The organism is Desulfitobacterium sp. THU1 (assembly GCF_038181555.1).
Taxonomy (GTDB): Bacteria; Bacillota; Desulfitobacteriia; order Desulfitobacteriales; family Desulfitobacteriaceae; genus Desulfitobacterium.
This window is the reverse complement of the sequence record NZ_JBBWUA010000002.1, coordinates 108,092-130,913: the sequence shown is the minus strand read 5'-3', so window position 1 is coordinate 130,913 and position 22,822 is coordinate 108,092. Positions and strand designations below refer to the sequence as shown.

Genomic DNA, 22,822 nt, shown 5'->3' with positions numbered 1-22,822 from the left:
CGATAAACAAATTGCCGGATTCAGCTTTCGCTTCTGCTAGTGGAAAATGAATCCGGCACAATCTTTTATACTCACAATAGCCCAAGACAAAAGACTAAAAGTTAGGAGAGAGAAACATGCGACTGACCAATAAAACAGTGATAATTACCGGTTCCGGTCGTGGAATTGGCCGGGCGATAGCCCTGGCTATGGCCAAGGAAGATGCTAAGCTTGTCGTTAACGACGTCAATCAAACTGCCATAGATGAAACAGTAGCCATGATCAAGGATTTAGGCGGGGATGCGATCGGTATTCTGGCGGACATTTCTGATGCCAGACAAGCCCAAGAGCTTGCCCAAAAGACGCTCGAAGCTTATGGGAAGATAGACGTTTTAGTCAACAATGCCGGTATTCTCCGGGATGCCATGCTTCATAAGATGACTCAGGAGCAATGGCAAAATGTTATCGCCATCAATTTAAATGGCGTGTTCAATTGTTCAAGTGTTATTGGCACCATCATGCGTGATCAAGGTTCTGGAAATATCATCAATATTTCTTCAGTGGTAGGGTTATATGGAAATGTGGGACAGACCAATTATGCGGCCACCAAGGGAGCCGTTATTTCCATGATGAAGACCTGGGCTAAAGAGTTAGGACGGAAAGGGATTAGGTCAAATGCGATAGCCCCCGGCTTTATTGGTACGGATATGGTGAAGGGTATGCCCGAGCATATCATCAATCAGATCGAAAGCTCCGTTCCTCTGGGAAGACTCGGCAAGCAGGAAGAAGTCGCTAGTGTCGCGGTATTCTTAGCCTCTGACGAATCAAGTTACATCAATGGTGAAGTCATTCGGGTTGACGGTGGGCTTTATACATAAGTTTGACGAACAACAGCTTCTTTTTTGTTCGAAAAAGAAAACTGTGGATCCCGAAGAATCCACAGTCGTTAATAGTTGAGCTATGGGTACGTTATGAGAGGTCTATTTGCACGTAAAAACACAATTCATGACGGACATGATTTCTTTGTCAATTGAGTAAGTATCATTCATGCCGTAATCAGATATTTCATCCGAGTTAACTGCTGTGATCTGAAATACGCCCATTTTTGCCGATTTCAGGTCGCTAAGCTTCGCACCTGAGTTTTCCGCTACTTTTTGGGCCCTGAGCTTGGCATCCTGGGTCGCTAAGGAAAGCATTTCCACTTTTAAATCGGCAATCTTGGTATAATAATAGCTTGGCGGCATAGACTGGAATTCTACTCCGTCCTGAATTAATTCTGTCGACTCCCGGGATAGGGTTGTGATTTTATCCACATCAGAGGACCGGATTTCGATCTGCTGGCTGAGCCTGTAGGCTTCGATGTTGTTGGAGTAGGAGCCGTTATCAAGAATTGTGTTGATAACACCGGTACTTACCGAGGAGACGGTATAATCTTTCTCTGTCAAGCCGTTTTCTGCTAAGTATTTTTTTACTTTGGCGAGATCACTCTGAAGGGCCTGATAGGTTTCCGACAAGCTGGCATCCTGCCTGCTGAAAGATGCTGTCCAAATAACATAATCGGACTTGATTTGTTTTTTCGCTGATCCTGTAACGGTAACCGTGTTGGGCTGATATTTCGTTTTTACCCAACCATACGTCAAAATGGATGCCGATGCAAATAAGCTGATCGCCATAATCGCAGCGGTGATCCAAATAATAAGGCTTTTTGGTTTTTCAATCATTGCATTATATCCTTCCTTTTCATTTGATAAGGTTTTACTCGCACATTCCCTGTGTTGTTTGAGTAATTCTTTCCTCTTCACAATAACAAGCGTTGATAGAAAGTTATTTACAAAATATTTAATAATAGTTTACGAAAGAGTTAAGATTAAAAGAATAAGTAGGACTTCCAAACCCCCTCGATATAGTTCATGAGAACATATCGAGGTTTTTTTACACTATCAAAAAGTATAAAAGCTTTCCTCGGTAGATAGTATAAGTGCAACAAAGGCTTCCGCCTGCGCTAAGGCAACAAGTGCGAAAGCAGTGCTTTCGTGGCGCAAGCCAAGTTTTCTTTAGTGCTGTATAACCGGGGTTTTCTTTAGGGAAAATTAATATAATTGATTTTAATCAATTTATATTCAGTAAAACACTGCTAGAATAAAGTCAAAGTTCAGGAATGATACGAAAAGAAAGAAGGAATAAGATATGTCAAAGCAATTAGCATTTAAAAAAGTAAAGGAAACCCATTTCAAAACCTTAGAACAATATGTACCGATTGTCGACAGGGTTCATGGCGGTAATCACCCGGAGTTTCATGAAGTTCGTAAACTGTTTGAGATGATTAAAATGAAAACAAAAGAAGCAGCAGAAAGCCCTGATTTAAATGAGGAATTTGCCAGATTACGTGAAGTTACCCATAACTACACGGTTCCAAGTGATGTATGTGAAAGCTATGAAGCGGTGTACAACATGTTAGCCGAAGTAGATAAGGCATACCAAGCTTAATTAGCACTATGTGAACCCAGAAAGCAATTTTGTAAATTGCTTTCTGGAAATCATTCGAAGGTATCTTGGAAACAGAAAATGCGGAGGAAGGAGAATTGGGATGCAGAGATTTATATTAGGTAAGAAAAATCACATAACATGGATCAGCGCAATTTTAATTGCCATCGCCTTTATAAGCAGATTTGCTTTTGAAAATATTGAATTATTTATTTGGTTCTTAGCTACCGCCTCAATACTGGGAGTTGCACCTATTGCTATCCAAGCCTATCAAGCATTAAGGGTGAAGGTCGTCAGCATTGATGTTTTAGTCACAATCGCAGTTGTCGGGGCATTTTTAATTAAGAACTTTGAAGAATCAGCTATCGTTACCTTCTTGTTCTTATTTGGCGCTTTTTTAGAGCAGCGAACCTTGAATAAAACACGTTCGGCAATCAAAGAATTAACTGAGATGGCCCCGGAAAGTGCTTTAAAACAAATGGAAAACGGGGAGTTTGAAGAAGTAGAAGTGGATGAGGTAGATGTAGGGGATATATTACTGGTTAAAACCGGTGCCAAAGTTCCTGTCGATGGCACAGTGTTAAGTGGGGAAGGTCATATCAATGAGGCGAGTATTACTGGTGAATCTGTACCGGTAAGCAAAAAGAAGGATACTCAAGTCTACGCCGGAACGATTTTGGAGAATGGAACCTTGCAAATTGTCGCTGATCGTGTCGGTGAAGATACCACCTTTGGAAGGATTATTGAGTTAGTTGAAGAAGCACAGGATTCAAAATCAGAAGCAGAACGGTTCATTGATCGATTCTCTAAATACTACACTCCGGCAGTTTTGGTTCTTTCGATTATCGTAGGGTTAATTTCACGAAATATTGAACTGGCGATTACCATATTAGTTCTGGGATGCCCAGGAGCCTTAGTTATCGGGGTACCTGTCTCTAATGTTGCTGGCATCGGTAATGGAGCGCGGCACGGTGTTTTACTCAAAGGTAGTGAGGTAATCAATGACTTTAGTAGGGTTGATACAGTAGTATTTGACAAAACGGGTACCCTAACCATAGGGAATCCTAAGGTAGCTGACAAACAGATCTATGCCGAGAACGTCAATGAAGTATTAGGTTACCTTACCAGTGTGGAAAATGAATCAGACCACCCCTTAGCTAAAGCAGTTGTAGAATATATTGGCAATACAAAATTATATCCAGTTGAAAAGACTGATGTTGTAAAAGGTGGCGGGATTGTCGCTGAGGTCGATGGACACCGAGTTGCCGTCGGTAATGTCGCACTCATGGAACAAGAAAGTGTCGAGCTAACTGATAAGGCTCGCGCAGATATTGCCAGCTTTGAAAAGAATGGAAACTCACTTGTCCTAACAGCAGTTGATGGTGAATTAAAAGCACTCATGGGTATTCGTGACCAAATTCGTCCCGGTGTTAAAGAAGATCTGCAGAAGCTGAAAAAGCTAGGGGTTAAAAACCTAGTCGTTCTTTCCGGAGATAACCAAGGAACAGTTGATCTAGTAGCGCGTGAGCTTGGGCTTACAGAAGCTCATGGGCACATGTTGCCGGAAGATAAATCAGCATATATTGGGGAATTACAAGCAAAAGGCCGAATCGTCGCCTTCGTCGGCGATGGAGTAAACGATAGTCCTTCCCTTGCGCTGGCCCAAATCGGTATTGCTATGGGAAGCGGTACTGATGTTGCGATTGAAACTTCAGATGTTGTCCTCATGAATTCAGACTTTAGTCGCTTGCCTCATGCCTTAGGCTTAACTAAGGCAACAGCAAACAACATGCGCCAAAATATTATTATCGCCGTGGGAGTTGTCTTAATTCTCCTTGCCAGCCTTGTCTTCAGTGAATGGATGAACATGTCTATAGGCATGCTAGTCCACGAAGCAAGTATTTTAGTCGTAATTTTCAACGGTATGAGACTCCTTCGCTACAAACTAAGATATTAAAAAGAGACAAAGCTTGATCTAAATCAATTTATATTAACCATAACCAGTGTAAAATAGAGTTATAGTAAAAAGCATAAGGGAGCGATGAAAATGCAAAAAGCAACCATTCAATTAGGAACATTAACTTGTCCGTCATGTCTACAGAAGATAGACAATGCAGTAAGAGCTATAGAAGGTGTAGATAAAGAAAGTGTCAATGTTTCATTTAACTCGAGCAAAGTAAAAGTGAACTTTGATGATGGAAAAATATCGGTAAAGGATATCGAAAATGCTATCGAGAAGTTAGGATATGAAGTGAAAAAGTCACAAGTAAAAGCACTATAAAGCGATTAAAGCAAAACAACCGGTCCTCGTGAGTTAGAACTTACAATCTAGCCATGGGGACCGGTTTTTAGATTGAGGCTCTATGCTTGTTGTATACTCCGCGTTCCTTATAGGGAAAATAAAGATGAAGATGTAGGAATGTTAGAACCATGGCAGAATCCTTGGTCTGGAGGTGTATCCATAATGATCTCGCGTAAATCAGTTATCACTTTCGGTATGGTCGCGATTCCCATCGCCATGTACACAGCTACCCAAGACAATGATATCCATTTCAATCAGCTGCATAAAGAGGACAAAAGCCGTATCAGGTATAAAAAGACCTGCGCTCATTGCGAAAAGGAAATTACGGCAAAGGATATTGTCAAAGGGTACGAGTACGATGATGGCAAGTATGTTGTGGTTACCGAAGAAGAGATCGAAAAGATCAAGACTGAAAAAGAGAAGTCTATTCAGATTCTGCATTTTGCCCAATTGAATCAGATTTCCCCCGTCTACTACAATAAAACCTATCAGGCCGCACCTGAGCCAGGAGGCGAAAAGGCCTTCGAGCTTTTGCGAGCCGCGCTGATGAACGAACAGAAGATTGCCATTGGGAAAACCGTCATGGGCACAAAGGATACTCTTATGGCGATTATTCCCCGGGAAGAGGGGATCCTCATTGCCACGATGTTCTACGCCGAGGATATAAAAGAGCTCCAAAAACAGTATTCAAAACCGGAAGTGTCCGAGCAGGAACGAAATATGGCCAAAACCTTGATCAATGCCATGGACACTCCCTTTGACCCCACCCAATATAAGGATGAATACCAGGAAAAGCTCCGCATGCTCATCGAGTCAAAAATCTCCGGCAAGGAGGTTGTCACTGCGGAGGCTGACAACACCGGAAAAGTCATCGACCTGATGGAAGCTCTCAGGGCCAGCGTGGATAAAGCCCAAAGAAACAAGGAATTAGCATAGTTTTATGACGACGAGGCTGAAGGAATACAACGAAAAAAGAAATTTTGCCAAAACGCTGGAGCCTGAAGGGAAAATAGATTCTGATGAGCAGTTAAGATTTGTTGTCCAACACCATCTGGCCCGCAAAGACCATTATGATTTGCGCTTGGAATGGCAAGGAACTCTTTTGAGCTGGGCGGTACCTAAGGGTCCTTCCTATAATACACATGACAAGAGGCTTGCTGTACGTGTGGAGGATCACCCACTTGAGTACAGGAACTTTGAGGGGACGATTCCTAAGGGCGAATATGGCGGCGGAGTGGTCATGCTCTGGGATGAGGGCTTGTGGGAGCCTCGTGGCAATGTGGAAGAAGGTCTGCATGAAGGTAGCTTAAAGTTCGTTCTAAATGGAAGACGCTTAAAGGGGAAATGGGCTTTGGTCCGACTGAAATCGAAGGACGGAGAGACGAAGGATAACTGGCTTCTGCTGAAAGAGAAAGATGAATACACCAAAGCCGAAGCGGGGATTGCCACATTTACCACCAGCATCCGGACCGATCGTTCCATGCTAGAGATCGAAGCCGGAGCCGAGGTGAGGATCACAAGGAATCCTTTTGAGAGGGCGGGGGTACAGCTGGCGAAGTTGGTGACCAAGGTTCCTGATGGTGAGGATTGGCTTTATGAGTTGAAGTATGATGGCTATCGGATTTTGGCGTTTGTGGAAGGCAATAGAGCTCGGCTGATGACCAGAAATGGTAATGATTATACCGGGCGGTTTTTAGGTGTAGCCACGACCCTTATCAATGGGGCCGCTGGCAGGGCAATGATTCTCGATGGGGAAATGACCGTTACGGACCTTGAGGGCAAGACGGATTTCCAGGCACTGCAAAACTACCTTAAGAACCCCAAGGAGCAAAGCTTAACTTATATTGTCTTTGATCTGCTGGCGTTGGATGGGGCGGATCTGCGAGGGCGTCCCCTAATCGAGAGAAAAGCGACCCTTGAAGCTTTGCTGAAGGATGCCCCCGGAAGCATCTACTATAGTCGGCATGTGATGGGTAAGGGGAAGGAAAGCTTTGCCGCTGCCTGTGAGGCAGGTATGGAAGGAATCATCGGTAAAAAGATGGATTCCTTATACAGCGCAACGAGAAACGGGGACTGGATTAAACTGAAATGTGAGCAAAGGCAGAATTTTATCATCGGGGGATATACCCTTTCGGACAAAAAGACCAGCGGAATAAGCTCGCTCCTTCTGGGGATCTATGAAGGTGAGGACTTCATCTATTGCGGACGCGCCGGAACAGGCTTCAGTGAACGTGAAAGAAAGAAGCTAGCGGAACAATTCAAAAACTTGCAAAAGGCGGAACCATCCTTCTCAGAAGCACCCCAACCAAGATCGAATGAAAGAATGACTTGGCTTGAACCTGAACTGGTCGCGGAAATTAAATTTGCCGAATGGACGGAAGATCAGCTTCTAAGGCAGGCAAGCTTTAAAGGCTTGCAGGCGGATAAGCATCCCCGGGATATCCAAAGAGAAGTCACGGTCAAGGAATTGGATACACCAAAAGAATGGGAGAAGCCAATGGCAACAAAAGGCAACAGCATCGACATCGCAGGGATAAAGATTACCAATCCGGATAAGGTGATATTTGACGAACCAGAAATCACAAAAGCGGATGTGGTCCGCTATTACGAGAAGGTAGCGGAGCGTATGTTACCCTATGTGGGCCACAGAATCCTTAGCATAGTGCGCTGTCCCAAGGGCATCTCACAGACATGCTTCTATAAAAAGCATCCCGGCCCGGATAACAAAGGAATCATCACTCTTCCGGTGACCACCGGCAGTGGAGAAATAGAAGATTATTTCTATATTGAGAACAAACTAGGGCTTATTTCGGAAGCGCAGATGGGGACCCTAGAATTTCACACATGGGGAAGTCGCATCGATGAGCTGGAAAAGCCTGATTTGATGGTTTTCGACCTCGATCCGGATGAGGGAATGGACCTAGGTAGAGTGCGTCAGGGGGTCTGGGATGTTAGAAGTATTCTCACCGAGCTTTCCCTGAATGCGTATCTAAAGACCAGCGGCGGCAAGGGCTATCATGTGGTTGTCCCTTTAAAGCCCTCCGTTTCTTGGGAGGCATTTTATAATTTTGCTCGGGGCATTGCCGAGGTCATGGAGCAAAAATGGCCCGACCGGTATACAAGCAATGTTAGAAAAGCTAAGCGTGCAGGCAAAATATTTATCGACTGGATTCGCAACGGCAGAGGAGCTACCAGTATTGCTCCTTATTCCTTGCGAACAAGAAAGGGAGCTAAGGTGTCTATGCCTATAGCCTGGGATGAGCTTGACACGATTGCCCCAGATAGTATCGATATGGCGGAAGCGCTAGCCAGGATGAGCCGTGCTGACCCTTGGCAAGATTTCTTTCAAGCTCAGCAAAAGCTGAAATGATTCGTGTCTATTTTATCTCCAATCACCTGAACATGTGGTTGGAGATTGTTGTATTTTGGGGTATCCTAACCTATCACTGCTTTGCTGCTTGTCAGCAGAAACATCCTAAGTTATAATATTAGTACCAGGTCGTAAAATGATAAGAGTGGTGGTATTATGACAAGACATCATAAACATGAACGCCATCAAGCGTTACGAGAGGAAATTGAAAATAATCCATTTTCCACGGATGAAGAGCTCGCTAAGCATTTTGGGGTAAGCGTCTCAACCATTCGCCTAGACCGTACTGAATTAAGTATCCCTGAGCTTCGGGAACGTACCCGAGCGGTTGCCCACGGAGCATATGATACCCTTAAGTCCTTAGGTGAAGCAGAGCTTGTCGGTGAGTTACGTGAGCTGCGCGTTGGCGATTCGGGATCAACCCTACTAAAAATTGAAGAGTCAATGGTCTTGAGCAAGGCGCGTGTGACGCGAGGACATCATTTATTCGCTCAAGCTAATTCCTTAGCCATCGCCCTTGTGGATGCGGAGATGGTCGTTACAGGAAGCGTCGATATGAAATTTTTACGCCCAGTCCGTTACGGTGAAGTGGTATTAGCAAAAGGGAAAGTATTGAGCCACAAAGACAATAAGTACCGGGTTCAAATTAAGTCTTATGTTGACCAAGAGGTGGTATTATCCGGGACTTGGGTTGTCTTTTCCATTGAAAAGCCCTTGGAAGAGTAAGAAGGGAGAGTAGCGAAATGAGAATCGCTGTGGATGCCATGGGAGGGGACCATGCCCCGGTTGAGATTGTCAAAGGCGCACTTCGAAGCGTCGAACAATTTGACATTGAAGTTGTTCTTGTTGGACAGACTGAACGTATCAAGGAGTGCTTGCCCCAGGGTGAATTGCCGAAAAGAATCCAGATTCAGGAGGCCTCCGAGGTCGTCGAGATGGATGAGCATCCTGCTCAGGCTGTTCGCAAGAAGAAGGACTCATCGATAGTTGTAGCTACGCGCATGGTCAAGGAAGGAACGGCAGATGCCTTGGTAAGTGCAGGTAGTACCGGAGCGCAGATGGCAGCGTCTTTGCTTGGTTTAGGTCGTATTAAAGGGATTGATCGTCCAGCCATCGTTACCGTGTTGCCTACCTTAGAGGGGGGGAAGCTCATCCTTGATGTAGGGGCGAATCCCGATGCCAAGCCCGAGCATCTTGTTCAATACGCCATGATGGGGAGTATCTATGCCGAGAGCATCCTCGGAATCAAAAACCCTAAAGTAGGGTTGCTCAATATCGGAGCTGAGGAAACGAAAGGAAACGAATTGACTCTGGCTACTTATCCACTTCTTCAGAAATCTCCCTTGAATTTTATCGGCAACGTGGAAGGCCGAGCTGTTCCTTATGGAAGGGACGCGGATGTAGTGGTCTGTGATGGCTTTGTAGGCAATGTGGTCTTGAAGACCACAGAGGGATTGGCTGGGGCACTGTTTCAGCTGATTAAGGAGAAGATCACCTCCACAACGGTACGCAAGCTGGGCGCCCTTGCCATTAAGCCGGGTTTAAAGGAAATCGCTAAGATGCTCGACTATGCTGAATACGGGGGAGCTCCTTTGCTGGGAGTTAACGGGATCAGCATTATTTCCCATGGAAGTTCCAATGAAAAGGCTATCTTTAATGCCATCCGGGTGGCCAAGGAATGTGTGGAGAGCAGCTTTATTGAAGAAATTAAGCAGGAACTTCCGCGATTCGCTTCCGCGCAAGCGGAGTAAGAGAGAACATAATTGCACTCGAGAAAGAAGGATACGTCATGGTAAGTGTAGGTATCGTGGGCACCGGTTCTTATGTACCGGAAAAGGTGTTAACGAATTTTGATATTGAAAAGATGGTCGACACGAATGATGAGTGGATCGTCTCCCGAACAGGAATCAGGGAACGGCATATCGCCGATGCTGAGACACCGGTATCAGAACTGTGCTATCAGGCTGCATTACGAGCTTTGGAAGATGCTAACCTTGCACCGGAGGAGCTGGATCTGATTCTTGTCGCTACCATTACGCCCGATTTTGTTTTTCCGGCCACGGCTTGTATTGTAGCCGAACGCTTAGGTGCGAAGAAGGCTGCGGGCTTCGATCTCCAAGCTGCCTGTACTGGTTTTCTCTATGGGGTTGCAACAGCATCCCAGTTTATTGCGACCGGCATCTATAAAAATGCGTTAGTGATCGGTGGCGAAACCTTGAGTAAGCTCTTAAACTGGGAAGATCGAGGAACCTGCATTTTGTTTGGAGACGGAGCAGGGGCGGCAGTTTTACAGCAGGTCGAAGACGGCTATGGATTTTTGGGCTTTGATTTAGGTATGGATGGCTCGGGTGGTCATCTCTTGCATGTGCCGGCAGGCGGATCCATGCATCCAACTTCCGCTGAAACCGTAGAGAAGAAGATGCACACCATTCATATGGCGGGTAGTGAGGTTTTTAAATTTGCGGTCCGCATCATGGGGGAGACAGCTTTAAAGGCTCTGGCCAAAGCAGGTTTGAATAAAGAGGATATTGACTGTCTTGTTCCCCATCAGGCCAATACGCGCATTGTTGATTCAGCTGTTAAACGCTTAGGCATCGATCCTGATAAAGTGATTGTCAATCTTGACCGCTATGGAAATATGTCAGCAGCCTCGATTCCGGTGGCTTTAGATGAAGCATCACGTAGCGGTCGTTTAAAGTATGCCGACATCATGGTTATGGTAGGATTTGGCGGAGGATTAACCTGGGGAGCCGCAGTTGTAAAGTGGTCCAAGAGAGGAGTTTAATCAGTGATAAAAACAAAGATTTGTGACCTTATCGGTATTGAGTATCCGATTTTTCAGGGGGGTATGGCTTGGACCGCTACAGGAGAACTAGCTGCGGCGGTATCCGAAGCGGGAGGCCTAGGAATTATCGGTGCTGGGCAAGCCCCCGCCGATTGGCTGAAGCAAGAGATCCATAAGATAAAAAAAGTGACAAGTAAGCCCTATGGGGTCAATGTGATGCTTATGTCCCCTTTTGTCGAGGAAGTCATGCAAGTTATCGTCGAGGAACGTGTCCCGGTCATCACCACGGGAGCTGGGAACCCCGGCAAATATATCCCGATGCTTAAAGAAATCGGCACCAAGATAATCCCAGTGGTGGCCTCGGTGGCCTTAGCCAAGCGTTTAGAAAAAGCAGGGGTCGATGCGTTGATAGCCGAAGGCATGGAATCCGGTGGTCATATCGGTGAAATCTGCACCTTACCCCTTGTGCCACAGGTAGTAGATGCTGTGAGTATCCCTGTCATCGCTGCCGGTGGAATCTATGATGGACGTGGACTGATTGCAGCCTTAGCGCTAGGAGCTGAGGGAGTGCAGATGGGAACTCGCTTTATGTGTGCGACAGAGTGTACTATTTCCCCGAAGGTTAAAGAGATGGTTATCAAAGCAAAGGATCGGGATACAGTCGTAACCGGACGTTCCACAGGTCATCCCGTTCGCTGCCTAGGCAATAAATTAACTCGTGAATTCGATCAACTGGAAAAGGCGGGGACACCGCCGGAAGAGCTGGAAAAGATGGGGGCCGGAAAACTACGATTGGCCATGGTTGAAGGAGATATCCAGAATGGGTCGGTGATGTCTGGGCAGATTGCCGGCGCAATCGTGAAACAGGAGTCCGCGGCGGAGATCGTTCGGGATGTGATGGAGGGGGCTGAGCGGGAGCTGGTGCGGCTTAGTGAGCGGTTCGGGAGGTAGCTTGGCTTTCGGTTAGAGCGCTTTGCTGTATTTGAGTAGGGGCTCTGGGGTTTGGTTTATGCTAGTAAGGTTCACCAGGACTTTAGTTTGTGCTAGCAAGGTCTCCAGGACTTTGCTTTACGCGTTCACTCTGTAAGCTACGCGCACCCGTTCTAACGCTCAAGCTCTCAGCTCCGTCGGGTGCCCAGCCAATTCGCTCCTGCTCAATGGCTGGTTGGAAACGTCCTGTTTCCAACCCGACTCCGCTGCAAGCTTTTCGCGAAGAACGGGTAGCTGCTCGCTTAGAAGCCGTTCTCTACTGTAAATCAAAGTCCTTGGGCCGCTTTTCTCAGAATTAGTAGTCGCTCGGTTAGCAGCTCGAGGCGATGCAGGGGCTGAACATGCTTCTGTCAAGACTTGCAGGCATAGCTCTAAGCATCAGTGAGAGGCTCTGTAGGTCCGGTGTGCGAAAAGCTACGCGACCCAGACAGCGATGGAAAACCTTCACGACCCGAGCAACGACCCGAAGATGCAACCCAAACGACGGAAAACCCGCCCTAGCGATCGACCCGAAATCAAGCCGAAAGGAGCAACCGATTTGACCAAAATAGCATGTATCTTCCCCGGTCAAGGCTCCCAATATGTAGGGATGGGCAAAGATCTCTTTGCTACCTCTTGGGGAAATGAAGTTTTAGAGACTGGTAAGCGAGTTCTTGGGGAAGAATTTATAAGGGTCCTCTTCGAAGGACCCGATGAGGAATTGAAAAAAACCGCAAATACCCAACCGGCGATCTTGCTGACCAGTGCGGCAGCCTGGCAGGGGATTCAGGAGTCAGGGCTGCAACCTGATTATTTTGCGGGCCATAGCCTTGGGGAGTATTCTGCTTATGTGGCAGCTGGTAGTATTTCCTTGGCGGAGGCCTTAAGCGTTGTGCGTCGACGGGGTGAGCTGATGCAAGCAGCTGTCCCCGAGGGTCAGGGGGCTATGGCGGCCATTCTTGGTTTAGAAACCCTTAAGGTGGTAGAAGCCTGTGAAAAAGCAAGGGCTGAAACCGGCGGAATTGTAGGACCGGCCAATTATAATTCGCCCGGTCAGATCGTGATCTCCGGAGAGACAGATGCGGTTCAAAAGGCATGTCAATATGCTAAAGAACTGGGGGCGAAGCGAGCCATGCCCTTGGCCGTCAGTGGCCCCTTTCATTCACCTTTAATGAAGGACGTAGGCAGGGATTTGCGCCCTGTGCTCGAAAGTATAAATTGGCAACAACTCAGTGCCCCAGTTATCTCCAATATCGATGCCGCTGAGGTTACAGATCTGGGTGTTGTTGTGGAAAGCTTAGTTCGCCAAGTGAGTGGAGCAGTGCTCTGGGAGCAAACCATCCGCCACCTCGGGGAGCAGGGGGTGGATACCTTTATTGAGCTGGGGCCGGGGAAGGTTTTAACAGGTTTAGTGAAGAAAATTCTTCCCGGAGTAACGCTGCTGAATGTAGAGGATTTAACTTCTCTGGAAAAGCTACTTGCATATTTAAAGGAGAGTAGATAAAATGTTGCTTGATAATAGCGTAGCCATTGTAACTGGTGGGGGGCGTGGTATCGGGCGTGCCATTGCCTTGGAGTTAGCTCGTGGGGGAGCTAAGGTCGTGGTGAATTATGCAGGGCATGCGGAAAAAGCCGAGGAAACCGTGCGTTCCATTCAGGAGATGGGTGGAGATGCTTGCGCAGTTCAGGCGGATGTCAGCCAAGGTGAGGATGTGGAACGACTAATTGAGACCACCCTTAAGACCTATGGTAAGATAGATATCTTGGTTAATAATGCAGGGATCACACGCGATACATTGTTGCTACGCATGAAGGAAGTTGATTGGGATGCAGTATTGGATACGAATCTTAAAGGAGTATTCTTATGCACCAAGGCTGTAAGCAAGTCAATGATGAAGCAGCGTTCGGGAGTTATCGTCAATATCACTTCCGTAGTGGGTATTAGCGGTAATGCTGGGCAAGCGAATTACTCCGCAGCCAAAGCTGGGATTATCGGTTTTACAAAGTCCGTGGCTAAGGAGATGGCATCCCGAGGGATTCGAGTGAATGCAGTCGCCCCAGGGTATATTTCTACGGATATGACGGAATCCTTAGCAGAAGGGGTAAAGGATCAAGTGCTAGGGCAAATCCCCTTGAGCAGAATGGGTAAACCCGAGGATGTGGCACAGGCTGTGGTCTTTTTGGCCTCACCCTTAGCGTCCTATGTAACCGGACAAATTCTTTCCGTCGATGGCGGAATGGCGATGTAGCACATCCCCATCCAGTATTGAGAGGAGGTGAACAGGAAGAATGAGCGCATTTGACAAAGTAAAATCGATCGTGGTGGATCAACTTGGGGTAGAAGAAGATGAAATTACCTTAGAAACAACTTTCGCAGATCTTAATGCGGATTCCTTAGATATCGTTGAACTTATTATGGCTCTTGAAGAGGAATTTGATCTCGATATTCCAGATGAGGATGCAGAGAAAATCCGCACTGTGGGGGATGCTGTAAACTACATCAAGGAAAATAAGTAGTCCAGAGCACATAGAGAGTCCCGTAGAATGCTGCGGGACTTTCTTATAAAGCTTTTTTTCTTTAAGTTCCGCGGGGGTTGCTAAGCTAAATTTAAGAGCAGGTCTTAATTTTATCCTCATGAGGATGGCAAGATGAATTGGCTGGAACTGAGAGATTTATATAAATTCAGAGCAAGGAATAAAAAGTCAACGATGAAAAATCAAAAATAATAAGTCAAAAATGATAAGTCAGAGAATAATAAGTCGAGAATTATAAGAAATCAAAGTGGAAGATATCGGTAGTAAACCTTTTGATTTGAATGGAGGAACTTAAGTGAAAATACCAGAACTCCACCTGGCCCATCATGTCGCCAAAATGCCCGTTATCCAAGGGGGTATGGCTGTGCGCATATCGATGGCCCCTTTAGCAGCAGCAGTTGCAGAGGAGGGTGGTATCGGCATCATTGCCGGGAGTGGTTTAACTGTTGAGGAATTAAAACAAGAAATCCGTGAAGCGAGAAGACGCACTTCGGGAATTATCGGGGTCAATGTCATGTTTGCCGTTAGTGAATTTGCCCAGCTAGTTAAGGCAGCCTTTGAGGAGAAGATCGATTTGCTCATCTCCGGTGCAGGCTTTTCGCGAGATATGTTCACCTGGGGTAAAGAAGCGGGCATTCCTGTGCTACCCATTGTATCTTCGGTAAAGCTTGCCCGTTTATCGGAAAAGCTCGGGGCGGCAGCAGTCATTGTGGAGGGCGCAGAAGCTGGGGGACATCTAGGCACGGATCGATCCATGCGGGAGATTCTTCCGGAGGTTAAGGAAGCTGTAAAAATCCCGGTTATCGGTGCCGGAGGGGTAGTGGATGGCAAGGATGTAGCGGATGTACTGCGGTTAGGGGCCGACGGAGTGCAGATGGGTACTCGATTTGCCCTAAGTACAGAGAGCAGTGCTGCGCCGGAGTGGAAGCAGCATCTTATACAGGCTCAAGATGAGGATATGGTCATTGTGCATAGCCCGGTCGGTTTACCGGGACGAGGGATTCGCAACCCCTTTACTGACGCTTTAGGAGAAGGCAAGGATATGCGGCGGATCGGTTGTGACCAATGCCTTAAACATTGCGAACGCAATTTTTGCATTATGGATCGCTTAATCAAGGCCCAGCAAGGAGATATGAACGAAGGCTTAGTATTCTCGGGTGCTCATTATACTCGGATTAAAAAGGTTTTATCTGTTCATGAAATATTTGAAAATATCCGTGAAGAAATCCTCAAAGCTTAATTCTAGATAAAGTAAAAGGAGGACAAAAATGAATAAGAAGCGAGCGGTAATCACAGGTATGGGAGTCGTTTCCCCTGTGGGCAATACGTTAGAGAAGTTCTGGGATAGCTTGGTTAAGGGACAATCTGGAATTGATTTTGTGACTCGATTTGATGTCAGCGAGATGCCTACCAAGGTAGCAGCCGAGATCAAAGACTTCGAACCTACCGATTGGTTGGATCGTAAAGAAAGTCGACATATGGATCGCTTTACCCAATTAGCTATGGCGGCTGCCAAAATGGCCATCAAGGACTCAGAGCTTGACTTAGATCAGATGGATAAGGGAAGGGCCAGTGTTATTATCGGAACAGGGGTCGGCGGAGTGACAACCCTTGAGCAACAAAAGGAAGTTCTGATGGAAAGAGGCCCAAGCAGAATCAGCCCCTTCTTTATTCCCATGCTGATTTCCAACATGGCGGCCGGTCATATCTCGATCGAGTTTGGCTTCCAAGGCTCTAGCCTTAGTGTGGCTACGGCCTGTGCTTCGGCAACGAACGCCATCGGTGAAGGAATGCGACTCATCGAGAACGGCTATGCGGATGTGGTGGTTTGTGGAGGAACAGAAGCACCGATTATACCGCTGGCTTTTGCCGGATTCTGTGCCATGAAGGCCATGTCTACGGAGAAGGATATTCCTCATGAGGGCTGTCGACCCTTTGATGCCAGACGATCAGGATTTGTCATGGGTGAAGGGGCCGGAATTCTCGTTCTGGAATCTGAAGAACATGCGCAGAAGCGTCAGGCCAGAATCTATGCTGAACTTTCCGGCTATGGTAGCACCTGTGATGCATACCATATTACTTCCCCTGCTCCAGGTGGCGTCGGAGCCATTCAGTCCATGAAGCTAGCTTTAGAAGGAGCTCAGATTCTCCCGGAGGCTGTGGATTATATCAATGCCCATGGCACAGGTACTAACGCCAATGATGCGGCTGAAACAGCAGCCATTAAGTCCCTTTTTGGGGAGGCTGCTCACAAGGTTGCCATCAGCTCCACTAAATCCATGACGGGGCATCTCTTAGGCGCCGCAGGAGCTATCGAGGCTATCGCCTGTGTCTTAACAATTAAAAATGGGGTGATTCCACCGACCATGAGCTATGGTGAGCCGGACCCTGAATGCGATTTAGACTATGTCCCAAATAAAGCACGGCAGAAAGAAGTCAATGTAGCGTTATCAAATACCTTTGGTTTTGGGGGACATAATGCTACAATTGTAATGAAGAAGTTCTAGGTTGAGTAAGGAGTTTTGAGCGGTGGATAATAAACATCACGGCACCGGAAAAGTGCCAAAGCACAATCTCCATGGGAATACACGCCATAAGTATCACGCAGACTCTGTGAAGCGTATTCCTGCTGGCATTGATTTGGCAAAACGGTTGGAGCTAGATACACCTCCTAACCGTTTGTTAACTACCGCTTTGACCCATCCTTCGTACTTGTTCGAAAATCCACAATCCGGTCTTGACAATAATCAAAGGTTGGAGTTTCTGGGTGATGCAATCCTAGATTTTGTGGTGGCAGAATATCTTTACCTGAGTTATCCCGAACGACCCGAAGGGGAATTAACCAAGATGCGGGCTGCGGTGGTCAATGAGAGCACTTTAGCCCGCACCGCAAAAAAGATCCAGCTCGGGAAAGAACTGCTTTTAGGTAAAGGGGAACAAGTCTCAGGCGGTAGGGAAAGACCTTCCATTTTAGCCGATGCGTGGGAGGCAGTGGTAGGAGCCATCTATCTGCAATATGGTTTTCAAGAAGCAAGGCGGGTTATCTTGACTCTGTTGAAGGATGAAATTACTGAAGTGGCACAGGGCAATTATGGAGATTATAAGACCATGCTTCAGGAAAAGGCCCAACGGAAAGAAACAGAGGTCAGCTATCGCATCCTAGCCGAAGAAGGTCCCGACCATAATAAACGCTTTACGGCCGGAGTCTATCTGCAAGGGAGCCTGCGTGGAAAAGGCACAGGACGAACCAAGAAGGAAGCAGAACAACGTGCTGCTCAGCAAGTGCTAGATGAATTAGGAGGAGAGAATAATGGCTAAGGCCGCAGCTCTCCCTGTTTTCTTGAAATCCATTACGATCCAAGGGTTTAAGTCCTTTGCGGACAGAGTGAAGTTGGAATTAGGTCATGGTTTGAGTGTTGTCGTCGGACCCAATGGAAGTGGCAAAAGCAACGTCGCCGATGCGATTCGCTGGGTGCTCGGGGAACAAAGCGCCAAGAACCTGCGCGGAAGCAAGATGGAAGATGTCATTTTTGCAGGAAGCAGCGCGAGACGTCCCGTCGGTATGGCGGAGGTGTCCTTGGTTTTTGATAATACCACAGGAATATTTCCTCTGGATTACCAGGAAGTCGTCATTACGCGGAGAGTCTATCGCGATGGCGAAGGGCAGTATTTTATTAATCGCTCCTCTTGTCGGCTAAAAGATATCCATGAACTATTTATGGACACGGGTGCTGGAAAAGAAGGCTTCTCCATCATTGGTCAAGGCCGTGTAGAGGAATTGCTAAACCAAAAGTCCGAAGATCGTCGAACCATGCTTGAAGAAGCCTCGGGAATCACTAAATACCGAATGCGCAAACGGGAAGCACTTAAACGTTTGGATGAAACAGAACGTAATTTGGAACGGATCAGGGATATCTTAGTAGAAATCGAAGGACAACTGGGCCCCTTAGAAGAACAAGCGGCCATCGCTAAAGAAGCAGTTGAGTTAACTACAGAGCAGAAGGCTCTAGAAATTGAGATTGTTGCTCATGACTTAAAAGAGGTGCGGACAAAGCTTAACTCATCGGCCCAAGAAACAGAGGAGCTTCAAGCAGCGATTGCTGAGACGGTAGCTGCTTTGGGCCAAAAGGAAAGTGAAATCCTCTATAGCAAGGTTAATCTCAATCAAGCCGATGAGAAGATTCAAAAGCAGCAAGAGACAACCTATGCGATCGATCAGTCGTTGAATGAAATCATCCAGGAGATACGACTTCGGAAGGAGCGGGAAGGTTATCTCAATGAGCAAATTTCCCGTGTCACAACGGAAGTTAAGGATAACGAAGAGAAGGTGCGCGGCAGTGCAGAACAACTAAGATCTGTTGAGAGTAGAAAATCCCTTCTCCTCAAGACCATCCAAGAATCTAATCAGACTTTACAAGAGGATGAGCAGCGTTTTGCCGAGGCGAAAGCCAAAAATGGGCTAGAAGAGCTAGAAGCTCTAAGGGGGAATCTAGCCTTAGTTCAGAAAGAACTCACGGAATCAGCAGCGGAAATAAGCCGGGTAACGCACCAAATAGATGCTCTCAGCGCAAGTCAAAATCAATGGGTTCGCGAAAAAAGGGATAAAGAAGCAAGTCTCGCTACTTATGAGCAAGAGGAAGAGGCTATCCTAGACCAAATCAAGGTCCAAGAGGATCGGCATCGGGAAAGTCGGCAAGAGTTAGAGGAAATCCAGCAGGATCTGATGCAACTCCGGGAGCAAAACAAGGTCAAGCAAAGTGAGCTTCGCCAGATGAGTGGCGAGTTAGAAAAGAAATCAGCCCGCTATCATGCTCTAAAGAATCTTGAAGATTCCTTGGAAGGCTATCAACGGGGTGTTCGCGAGCTCATGCAAGCAAAGAAGAAAGGCGTAGCAACCTGTCAACAGCTTTGTGGTACCTTAGCCGATTTGCTACAGGTGGAAGAACGTCACGAGGTGGCTATTGAGGTAGCTTTAGGCGGGGGAATCCAGAACATCGTCGCCGAAACGGAGAAGGGTGCTAAGGAAGCCGTCCACTTTCTAAAAACACATAATTTGGGCCGGGCCACGTTTTTACCCCTTGATGTAATCCAAGGGGGTCAAACTAACGTAGCGAAAGAGGTTGCCAACGATCCTGGATTTATCGGGTTGGCGGTCGATCTCATCACATTTCAGGAGAAATATCGTAAGGCATTTGAATCCCAACTGGGAAGAATCGTCGTGGTTACCGATATGGAGGCAGCGACCCGTGTGGCGCGCGCTTCTGGATACCGTGCTCGGATCGTCACCTTGGAGGGTGATCAGGTTCATCCGGGTGGCTCTTTGACCGGGGGTAGCTACCAGCGTAAAGGTTCCAATATCTTAGGACGATCTCGAGAACTACAGGAACTGCAGCAGGAATGCGAAGCACGACGTCGGCAGCTGCGGGAACTTGAAGAAGAAATCAATCTACTCAATACCCGGATGCAAGGGCAAGAGGAAGGCCTCAAAGCACTTGCCGGGGAAGAGCAAGAATTGAAATCCGCTCTAGCGGTACTAAGAACCCACCAGCTTAACCTTCATGAACAAATTCAGCGCCTGAAGGCTGAAATTACGGACCTCAATCTTCGTCTGGAAGGAATGAATCAAGAGGTTGAGGAACTGCTCCGTCAAAAAACAAGGAGAGAAGAGGAGCAGCTTCAGCATAAAGCACGCCTCCATGAAGCAGAGGGGGCCTTAAGCCTGCAAGAAGAACAAAATCAAAAGGCAAGTCTCGAGCTAGAGGTGCTGCAAGAGAGCTTGACCCAAGCAAAGATTCAGGCGGCTAAGTGGGAGCAAGAGCTTAAGCAAGCCACTGAGCGCATTGAAGAAGGACAGGCCATCCTCTTGGAAAGCAATCAACTCCTCGAGCAAAAACGCCAAGACCTCGTTGAGTTAGAAGAGGGGAAAGCTCGTATAGTCCAAGAGCAAAGGGATTGGGATACCCAACGCCAAGAAACGGCAGAGCTGCAGCAGCAAGCTCAGGAAAAACTGGTTGCCTTACGCCAAGAGCGTGAGGTTCTATCCAAGGAGCTCATAGAGCAGGAACGCTTAGCCCAAAGCCAAAGACAAGAACAGCAAGGCTTGGAGCAAAAGCTCCATAATTTAGAGGTGAGGCTGGCCCGCTGGGATGCAGAGTGGGAGACCGGTTATAAGCGCTTACAAGAGGAATTTGCTTTAACCTGGGAAGAGGCTCAGGCTTACCAAACAGAGCGAAGCCAAGGGGGATTGACTGCTAGGGTTCAAGAAATCAAACAGCGGCTCGAATCCTTAGGCCCTGTGAATCAAGCGGCCATCGAAGAATTCCCCAAGCATAAAGAGCGGTTTGAGTTTTTATCCGTGCAAAAGCAAGATCTCGAAGAGGCGAATGACTCCCTCCACGACCTGATCGGTGAATTAGATGTAACCATGGCCGAACGCTTTCAGGAAGGCTTTACGGCAGTCAATGAGGCCTTCCAGGTGGTCTTTAAAGAGCTATTCAACGGCGGCTTTGCCGAACTGCGGCTAGTCGATCCGGATAATCTTCTGGAGACAGGGGTAGAGATTATCGCCCAGCCGCCCGGGAAAAAGGCCCAGCTTCTTTCCCTGTTGTCCGGGGGAGAACGGGCTCTCACAGCCATTGGTTTACTCTTTGCTCTGCTTAAAGTCAAGCCGAGCCCCTTCTGTATTCTTGATGAGATCGAAGCCTCCTTGGATGATGCTAACGTGAGCCGCTTCGCTCAATATGTCCATCGTCTAGCTAATTCGACTCAGTTCCTAGTCATCTCCCACCGTAAAGGAACCATGGAAGCAGCCGATGTGCTCTATGGTATATCCATGGAGGAGTCGGGTGTATCCAAGCTTCTTTCAGTAAAATTAGCAGAACAAGATAAAGATACCCAGACGGCGTGAGGTGGTTGCGTAAGTTTGGAAGGTTTAATTAAGCCTAATAAATAGACGAAACAACAAAGGATACCTCTCTTCGCATTCCATTCCGGAAAGATTGAGAACGAAGAAATTACTTTATTTAAATATATCAATAAGACCACGTCAATCACCTGACGTGGTCTTAAATATTAAATCACATTAAATTTCCAGCTTAGTAAACGCCTCTATTCAAAGCATCTTTGATAGCCATGAGAATCTTGCTTCCTCTAATTGTAGCACCACTGTGGGTGTCGATATCCTTGACAAAATCTCCGGGCTTATAGAGATCATAGATTGCGGATAGGGGCTTGCCTTCTAGATACTCTAGTGCTTGAAGGTTTTGCTGATACACCGGATAGAGGGGATCGCCTTCCTTCATTTTGAGATAGTTGTTTCCGTTATGAGATAACAGTCGGAAATTGATATCCTTTATAACATTGCCCACTAGGTCAAACTGAATGAGTACTTGATCTTCGAAAACACCTCTATATCTACCGTCTTCATATTCAATGATCGTCCCCACAAAGCCCTCTGCTGGCTTATAAGGTCCTCTATTTAAACCATCATTGACAGCGGAAATGAGTTTGCTTGATCTAATGGTTGATCCACTGTAGGTATCGATATCTTTGACAAAATTACCTGGAGTATAAAGGTCCTTGAGAGTGGACAAGTGTTTACCCTCTAAATGAGCGATTAACTGATTTTGTTGCTCAACAACCGCATATTTAGGATCCCCTTCTTTTAGTTCAAGGTAATTGGTGCCGCCATGTTGTAATGCACGATATTTTACATTTTTCAAGGTATTGTTTTCTAAGTCAAACCCGATGAGGACTTGGCCTTCAAAATTACCTCTATAGGATCCATTTGGATAGTCCTTAGTATTAGCGCTTACATCGGCAACATTATCTGGTGTGTAAACTCCTCTGTTCAGTGCATCATTGACAGCGGATTGAATTTTACTTGTTCTAATGGTAGCTCCGGTAAAACCATCGATGTCATCGATAAAATCCCCGGGTTCGTCGAGGTCGACAAGAGCTGAGAGGGGTTTGCCGGTTAAATACTCCAAGGCTTGATTGTTTTGGACAAGAATTGGGTATTTCTCATCTCCTTCTTTGAGATCCCGGTAATTGGTACCACCGTGCTTTAAGGTCTGAAAAGATATTTCAGTGATATTGTTGTCTGCTAATTTAAAGCGTACTACTATTTCATCACTATAAGAGCCTCTGTACAACCCATCGACGTACTTTGGACCCTCGTCTTTAGCACCGGCATCCTTTTCTGTATTTACTGCGGTAGCTTGGCCCTGTTGTCCAGCATTATTCGTACTGGCTTGGTCCGCTTTAGTGCATCCCGTGAGTGTTAATGTGCTCACTAGTACTACAGAAAGCGCGGCTAATAAAACCCTTTTCATCGATACATGCCTCCCTGAAATTTATATGTGATCTCCTACAGGATTAGCTTAGCATTGAATGAAAG

The 22,822-nt window shown here is 46.7% G+C and carries 20 protein-coding genes; 18 read left to right on the top strand and 2 right to left on the bottom strand.

Annotation, left to right across the window (positions count from 1 at the left end; all coding sequences use genetic code 11):
* Nucleotides 1–116 precede the first annotated feature (116 nt).
* Nucleotides 117–857 carry a 3-oxoacyl-ACP reductase FabG gene (gene fabG / locus AAC978_RS02895; protein ID WP_341546470.1) on the top strand — a complete coding sequence of 247 codons (741 nt, stop codon included), beginning with the start codon at nucleotides 117–119 and terminating at the stop codon, nucleotides 855–857.
* Between the two features lie 102 nt (nucleotides 858–959).
* Here fabG (AAC978_RS02895) and AAC978_RS02890 read toward each other — a convergent pair whose 3' ends face one another.
* The gene (locus AAC978_RS02890; RefSeq protein WP_341546469.1) at nucleotides 960–1,700 is read right to left on the bottom strand and encodes an SIMPL domain-containing protein; all 741 of its coding nucleotides are present in this window, start codon (nucleotides 1,698–1,700) and stop codon (nucleotides 960–962) included.
* A 466-nt stretch (nucleotides 1,701–2,166) separates the two neighbouring features.
* Between AAC978_RS02890 and AAC978_RS02885 the strand changes: the two genes are divergently transcribed.
* The 17 genes from AAC978_RS02885 (at nucleotide 2,167) to smc (ending at nucleotide 21,331) form a co-directional block, all read left to right on the top strand.
* On the top strand, nucleotides 2,167–2,466 hold the full coding sequence (locus AAC978_RS02885) for an iron-sulfur cluster repair di-iron protein, ric (RefSeq protein ID WP_341546468.1): 300 nt from the start codon (nucleotides 2,167–2,169) through the stop codon (nucleotides 2,464–2,466).
* A gap of 100 nt (nucleotides 2,467–2,566) precedes the next feature.
* On the top strand, nucleotides 2,567–4,420 hold the full coding sequence (locus AAC978_RS02880; protein ID WP_341546467.1) for a heavy metal translocating P-type ATPase: 1,854 nt from the start codon (nucleotides 2,567–2,569) through the stop codon (nucleotides 4,418–4,420).
* 90 nt (nucleotides 4,421–4,510) lie between these two features.
* On the top strand, nucleotides 4,511–4,744 hold the full coding sequence (locus tag AAC978_RS02875) for a heavy-metal-associated domain-containing protein (RefSeq protein WP_341546466.1): 234 nt from the start codon (nucleotides 4,511–4,513) through the stop codon (nucleotides 4,742–4,744).
* Nucleotides 4,745–4,927: 183 nt separating this feature from the next.
* Nucleotides 4,928–5,701 carry a non-homologous end joining protein Ku gene (gene ku, locus AAC978_RS02870; protein WP_341546465.1) on the top strand — a complete coding sequence of 258 codons (774 nt, stop codon included), beginning with the start codon at nucleotides 4,928–4,930 and terminating at the stop codon, nucleotides 5,699–5,701.
* A 4-nt stretch (nucleotides 5,702–5,705) separates the two neighbouring features.
* The gene (gene ligD, locus AAC978_RS02865; protein WP_341546464.1) at nucleotides 5,706–8,135 is read left to right on the top strand and encodes a DNA ligase D; all 2,430 of its coding nucleotides are present in this window, start codon (nucleotides 5,706–5,708) and stop codon (nucleotides 8,133–8,135) included.
* Nucleotides 8,136–8,291: 156 nt separating this feature from the next.
* The gene (fapR, locus tag AAC978_RS02860) at nucleotides 8,292–8,861 is read left to right on the top strand and encodes a transcription factor FapR (RefSeq protein ID WP_341546463.1); all 570 of its coding nucleotides are present in this window, start codon (nucleotides 8,292–8,294) and stop codon (nucleotides 8,859–8,861) included.
* 17 nt (nucleotides 8,862–8,878) lie between these two features.
* Entirely contained in the window at nucleotides 8,879–9,886 is a 1,008-nt protein-coding gene (plsX, locus tag AAC978_RS02855; RefSeq protein ID WP_341546462.1) for a phosphate acyltransferase PlsX, read from the top strand.
* Between the two features lie 38 nt (nucleotides 9,887–9,924).
* The gene (locus AAC978_RS02850) at nucleotides 9,925–10,920 is read left to right on the top strand and encodes a beta-ketoacyl-ACP synthase III (RefSeq protein WP_341546461.1); all 996 of its coding nucleotides are present in this window, start codon (nucleotides 9,925–9,927) and stop codon (nucleotides 10,918–10,920) included.
* Nucleotides 10,921–10,923: 3 nt separating this feature from the next.
* Nucleotides 10,924–11,871 (top strand): enoyl-[acyl-carrier-protein] reductase FabK, encoded by a 948-nt coding sequence (gene fabK, locus AAC978_RS02845; RefSeq protein ID WP_341546460.1) that lies wholly within the window; start codon nucleotides 10,924–10,926, stop codon nucleotides 11,869–11,871.
* A 206-nt stretch (nucleotides 11,872–12,077) separates the two neighbouring features.
* On the top strand, nucleotides 12,078–12,209 hold the full coding sequence (locus AAC978_RS02840; protein ID WP_341546655.1) for a hypothetical protein: 132 nt from the start codon (nucleotides 12,078–12,080) through the stop codon (nucleotides 12,207–12,209).
* A gap of 239 nt (nucleotides 12,210–12,448) precedes the next feature.
* Nucleotides 12,449–13,393, top strand: coding sequence for an ACP S-malonyltransferase (gene fabD / locus AAC978_RS02835; protein ID WP_341546641.1), 945 nt, complete (start codon nucleotides 12,449–12,451; stop codon nucleotides 13,391–13,393).
* A 1-nt stretch (nucleotide 13,394) separates the two neighbouring features.
* Complete coding sequence (fabG, locus tag AAC978_RS02830) at nucleotides 13,395–14,138, top strand: 3-oxoacyl-[acyl-carrier-protein] reductase (RefSeq protein WP_341546459.1); 744 nt, start codon at nucleotides 13,395–13,397, stop codon at nucleotides 14,136–14,138.
* A 40-nt stretch (nucleotides 14,139–14,178) separates the two neighbouring features.
* Nucleotides 14,179–14,406, top strand: a complete 228-nt coding sequence (acpP, locus tag AAC978_RS02825; protein ID WP_341546458.1) for an acyl carrier protein — start codon at nucleotides 14,179–14,181, stop codon at nucleotides 14,404–14,406.
* A gap of 313 nt (nucleotides 14,407–14,719) precedes the next feature.
* Nucleotides 14,720–15,664, top strand: coding sequence for an NAD(P)H-dependent flavin oxidoreductase (locus tag AAC978_RS02820; protein WP_341546457.1), 945 nt, complete (start codon nucleotides 14,720–14,722; stop codon nucleotides 15,662–15,664).
* A gap of 28 nt (nucleotides 15,665–15,692) precedes the next feature.
* Nucleotides 15,693–16,931 carry a beta-ketoacyl-ACP synthase II gene (gene fabF, locus AAC978_RS02815; protein WP_341546456.1) on the top strand — a complete coding sequence of 413 codons (1,239 nt, stop codon included), beginning with the start codon at nucleotides 15,693–15,695 and terminating at the stop codon, nucleotides 16,929–16,931.
* A gap of 22 nt (nucleotides 16,932–16,953) precedes the next feature.
* Nucleotides 16,954–17,742 carry a ribonuclease III gene (gene rnc / locus AAC978_RS02810; protein ID WP_341546455.1) on the top strand — a complete coding sequence of 263 codons (789 nt, stop codon included), beginning with the start codon at nucleotides 16,954–16,956 and terminating at the stop codon, nucleotides 17,740–17,742.
* Nucleotides 17,735–21,331, top strand: a complete 3,597-nt coding sequence (gene smc, locus AAC978_RS02805) for a chromosome segregation protein SMC (RefSeq protein ID WP_341546454.1) — start codon at nucleotides 17,735–17,737, stop codon at nucleotides 21,329–21,331. The genes rnc and smc overlap by 8 nt, the downstream gene beginning before the upstream one ends.
* 187 nt (nucleotides 21,332–21,518) lie before the next feature.
* On the opposite strand, the gene AAC978_RS02800 is transcribed toward smc, so the two are convergent.
* Nucleotides 21,519–22,757 carry an FMN-binding protein gene (locus tag AAC978_RS02800; protein ID WP_341546453.1) on the bottom strand — a complete coding sequence of 413 codons (1,239 nt, stop codon included), beginning with the start codon at nucleotides 22,755–22,757 and terminating at the stop codon, nucleotides 21,519–21,521.
* Nucleotides 22,758–22,822 lie beyond the last annotated feature (65 nt).

Excerpts from the sequence above, each read along its gene's own strand:
- fabG (WP_341546470.1), top strand. The coding sequence starts at position 117 with ATGCGACTGACCAATAAAACAGTGATAATTACCGGTTCCGGTCGTGGA.
- AAC978_RS02890 (WP_341546469.1), bottom strand. The coding sequence starts at position 1,700 with ATGATTGAAAAACCAAAAAGCCTTATTATTTGGATCACCGCTGCGATT.
- AAC978_RS02885 (WP_341546468.1), top strand. The coding sequence starts at position 2,167 with ATGTCAAAGCAATTAGCATTTAAAAAAGTAAAGGAAACCCATTTCAAA.
- AAC978_RS02880 (WP_341546467.1), top strand. The coding sequence starts at position 2,567 with ATGCAGAGATTTATATTAGGTAAGAAAAATCACATAACATGGATCAGC.
- AAC978_RS02875 (WP_341546466.1), top strand. The coding sequence starts at position 4,511 with ATGCAAAAAGCAACCATTCAATTAGGAACATTAACTTGTCCGTCATGT.
- ku (WP_341546465.1), top strand. The coding sequence starts at position 4,928 with ATGATCTCGCGTAAATCAGTTATCACTTTCGGTATGGTCGCGATTCCC.
- ligD (WP_341546464.1), top strand. The coding sequence starts at position 5,706 with ATGACGACGAGGCTGAAGGAATACAACGAAAAAAGAAATTTTGCCAAA.
- fapR (WP_341546463.1), top strand. The coding sequence starts at position 8,292 with ATGACAAGACATCATAAACATGAACGCCATCAAGCGTTACGAGAGGAA.
- plsX (WP_341546462.1), top strand. The coding sequence starts at position 8,879 with ATGAGAATCGCTGTGGATGCCATGGGAGGGGACCATGCCCCGGTTGAG.
- AAC978_RS02850 (WP_341546461.1), top strand. The coding sequence starts at position 9,925 with ATGGTAAGTGTAGGTATCGTGGGCACCGGTTCTTATGTACCGGAAAAG.
- AAC978_RS02840 (WP_341546655.1), top strand. The coding sequence starts at position 12,078 with ATGGCTGGTTGGAAACGTCCTGTTTCCAACCCGACTCCGCTGCAAGCT.
- fabG (WP_341546459.1), top strand. The coding sequence starts at position 13,395 with ATGTTGCTTGATAATAGCGTAGCCATTGTAACTGGTGGGGGGCGTGGT.
- acpP (WP_341546458.1), top strand. The coding sequence starts at position 14,179 with ATGAGCGCATTTGACAAAGTAAAATCGATCGTGGTGGATCAACTTGGG.
- fabF (WP_341546456.1), top strand. The coding sequence starts at position 15,693 with ATGAATAAGAAGCGAGCGGTAATCACAGGTATGGGAGTCGTTTCCCCT.
- smc (WP_341546454.1), top strand. The coding sequence starts at position 17,735 with ATGGCTAAGGCCGCAGCTCTCCCTGTTTTCTTGAAATCCATTACGATC.
- AAC978_RS02800 (WP_341546453.1), bottom strand. The coding sequence starts at position 22,757 with ATGAAAAGGGTTTTATTAGCCGCGCTTTCTGTAGTACTAGTGAGCACA.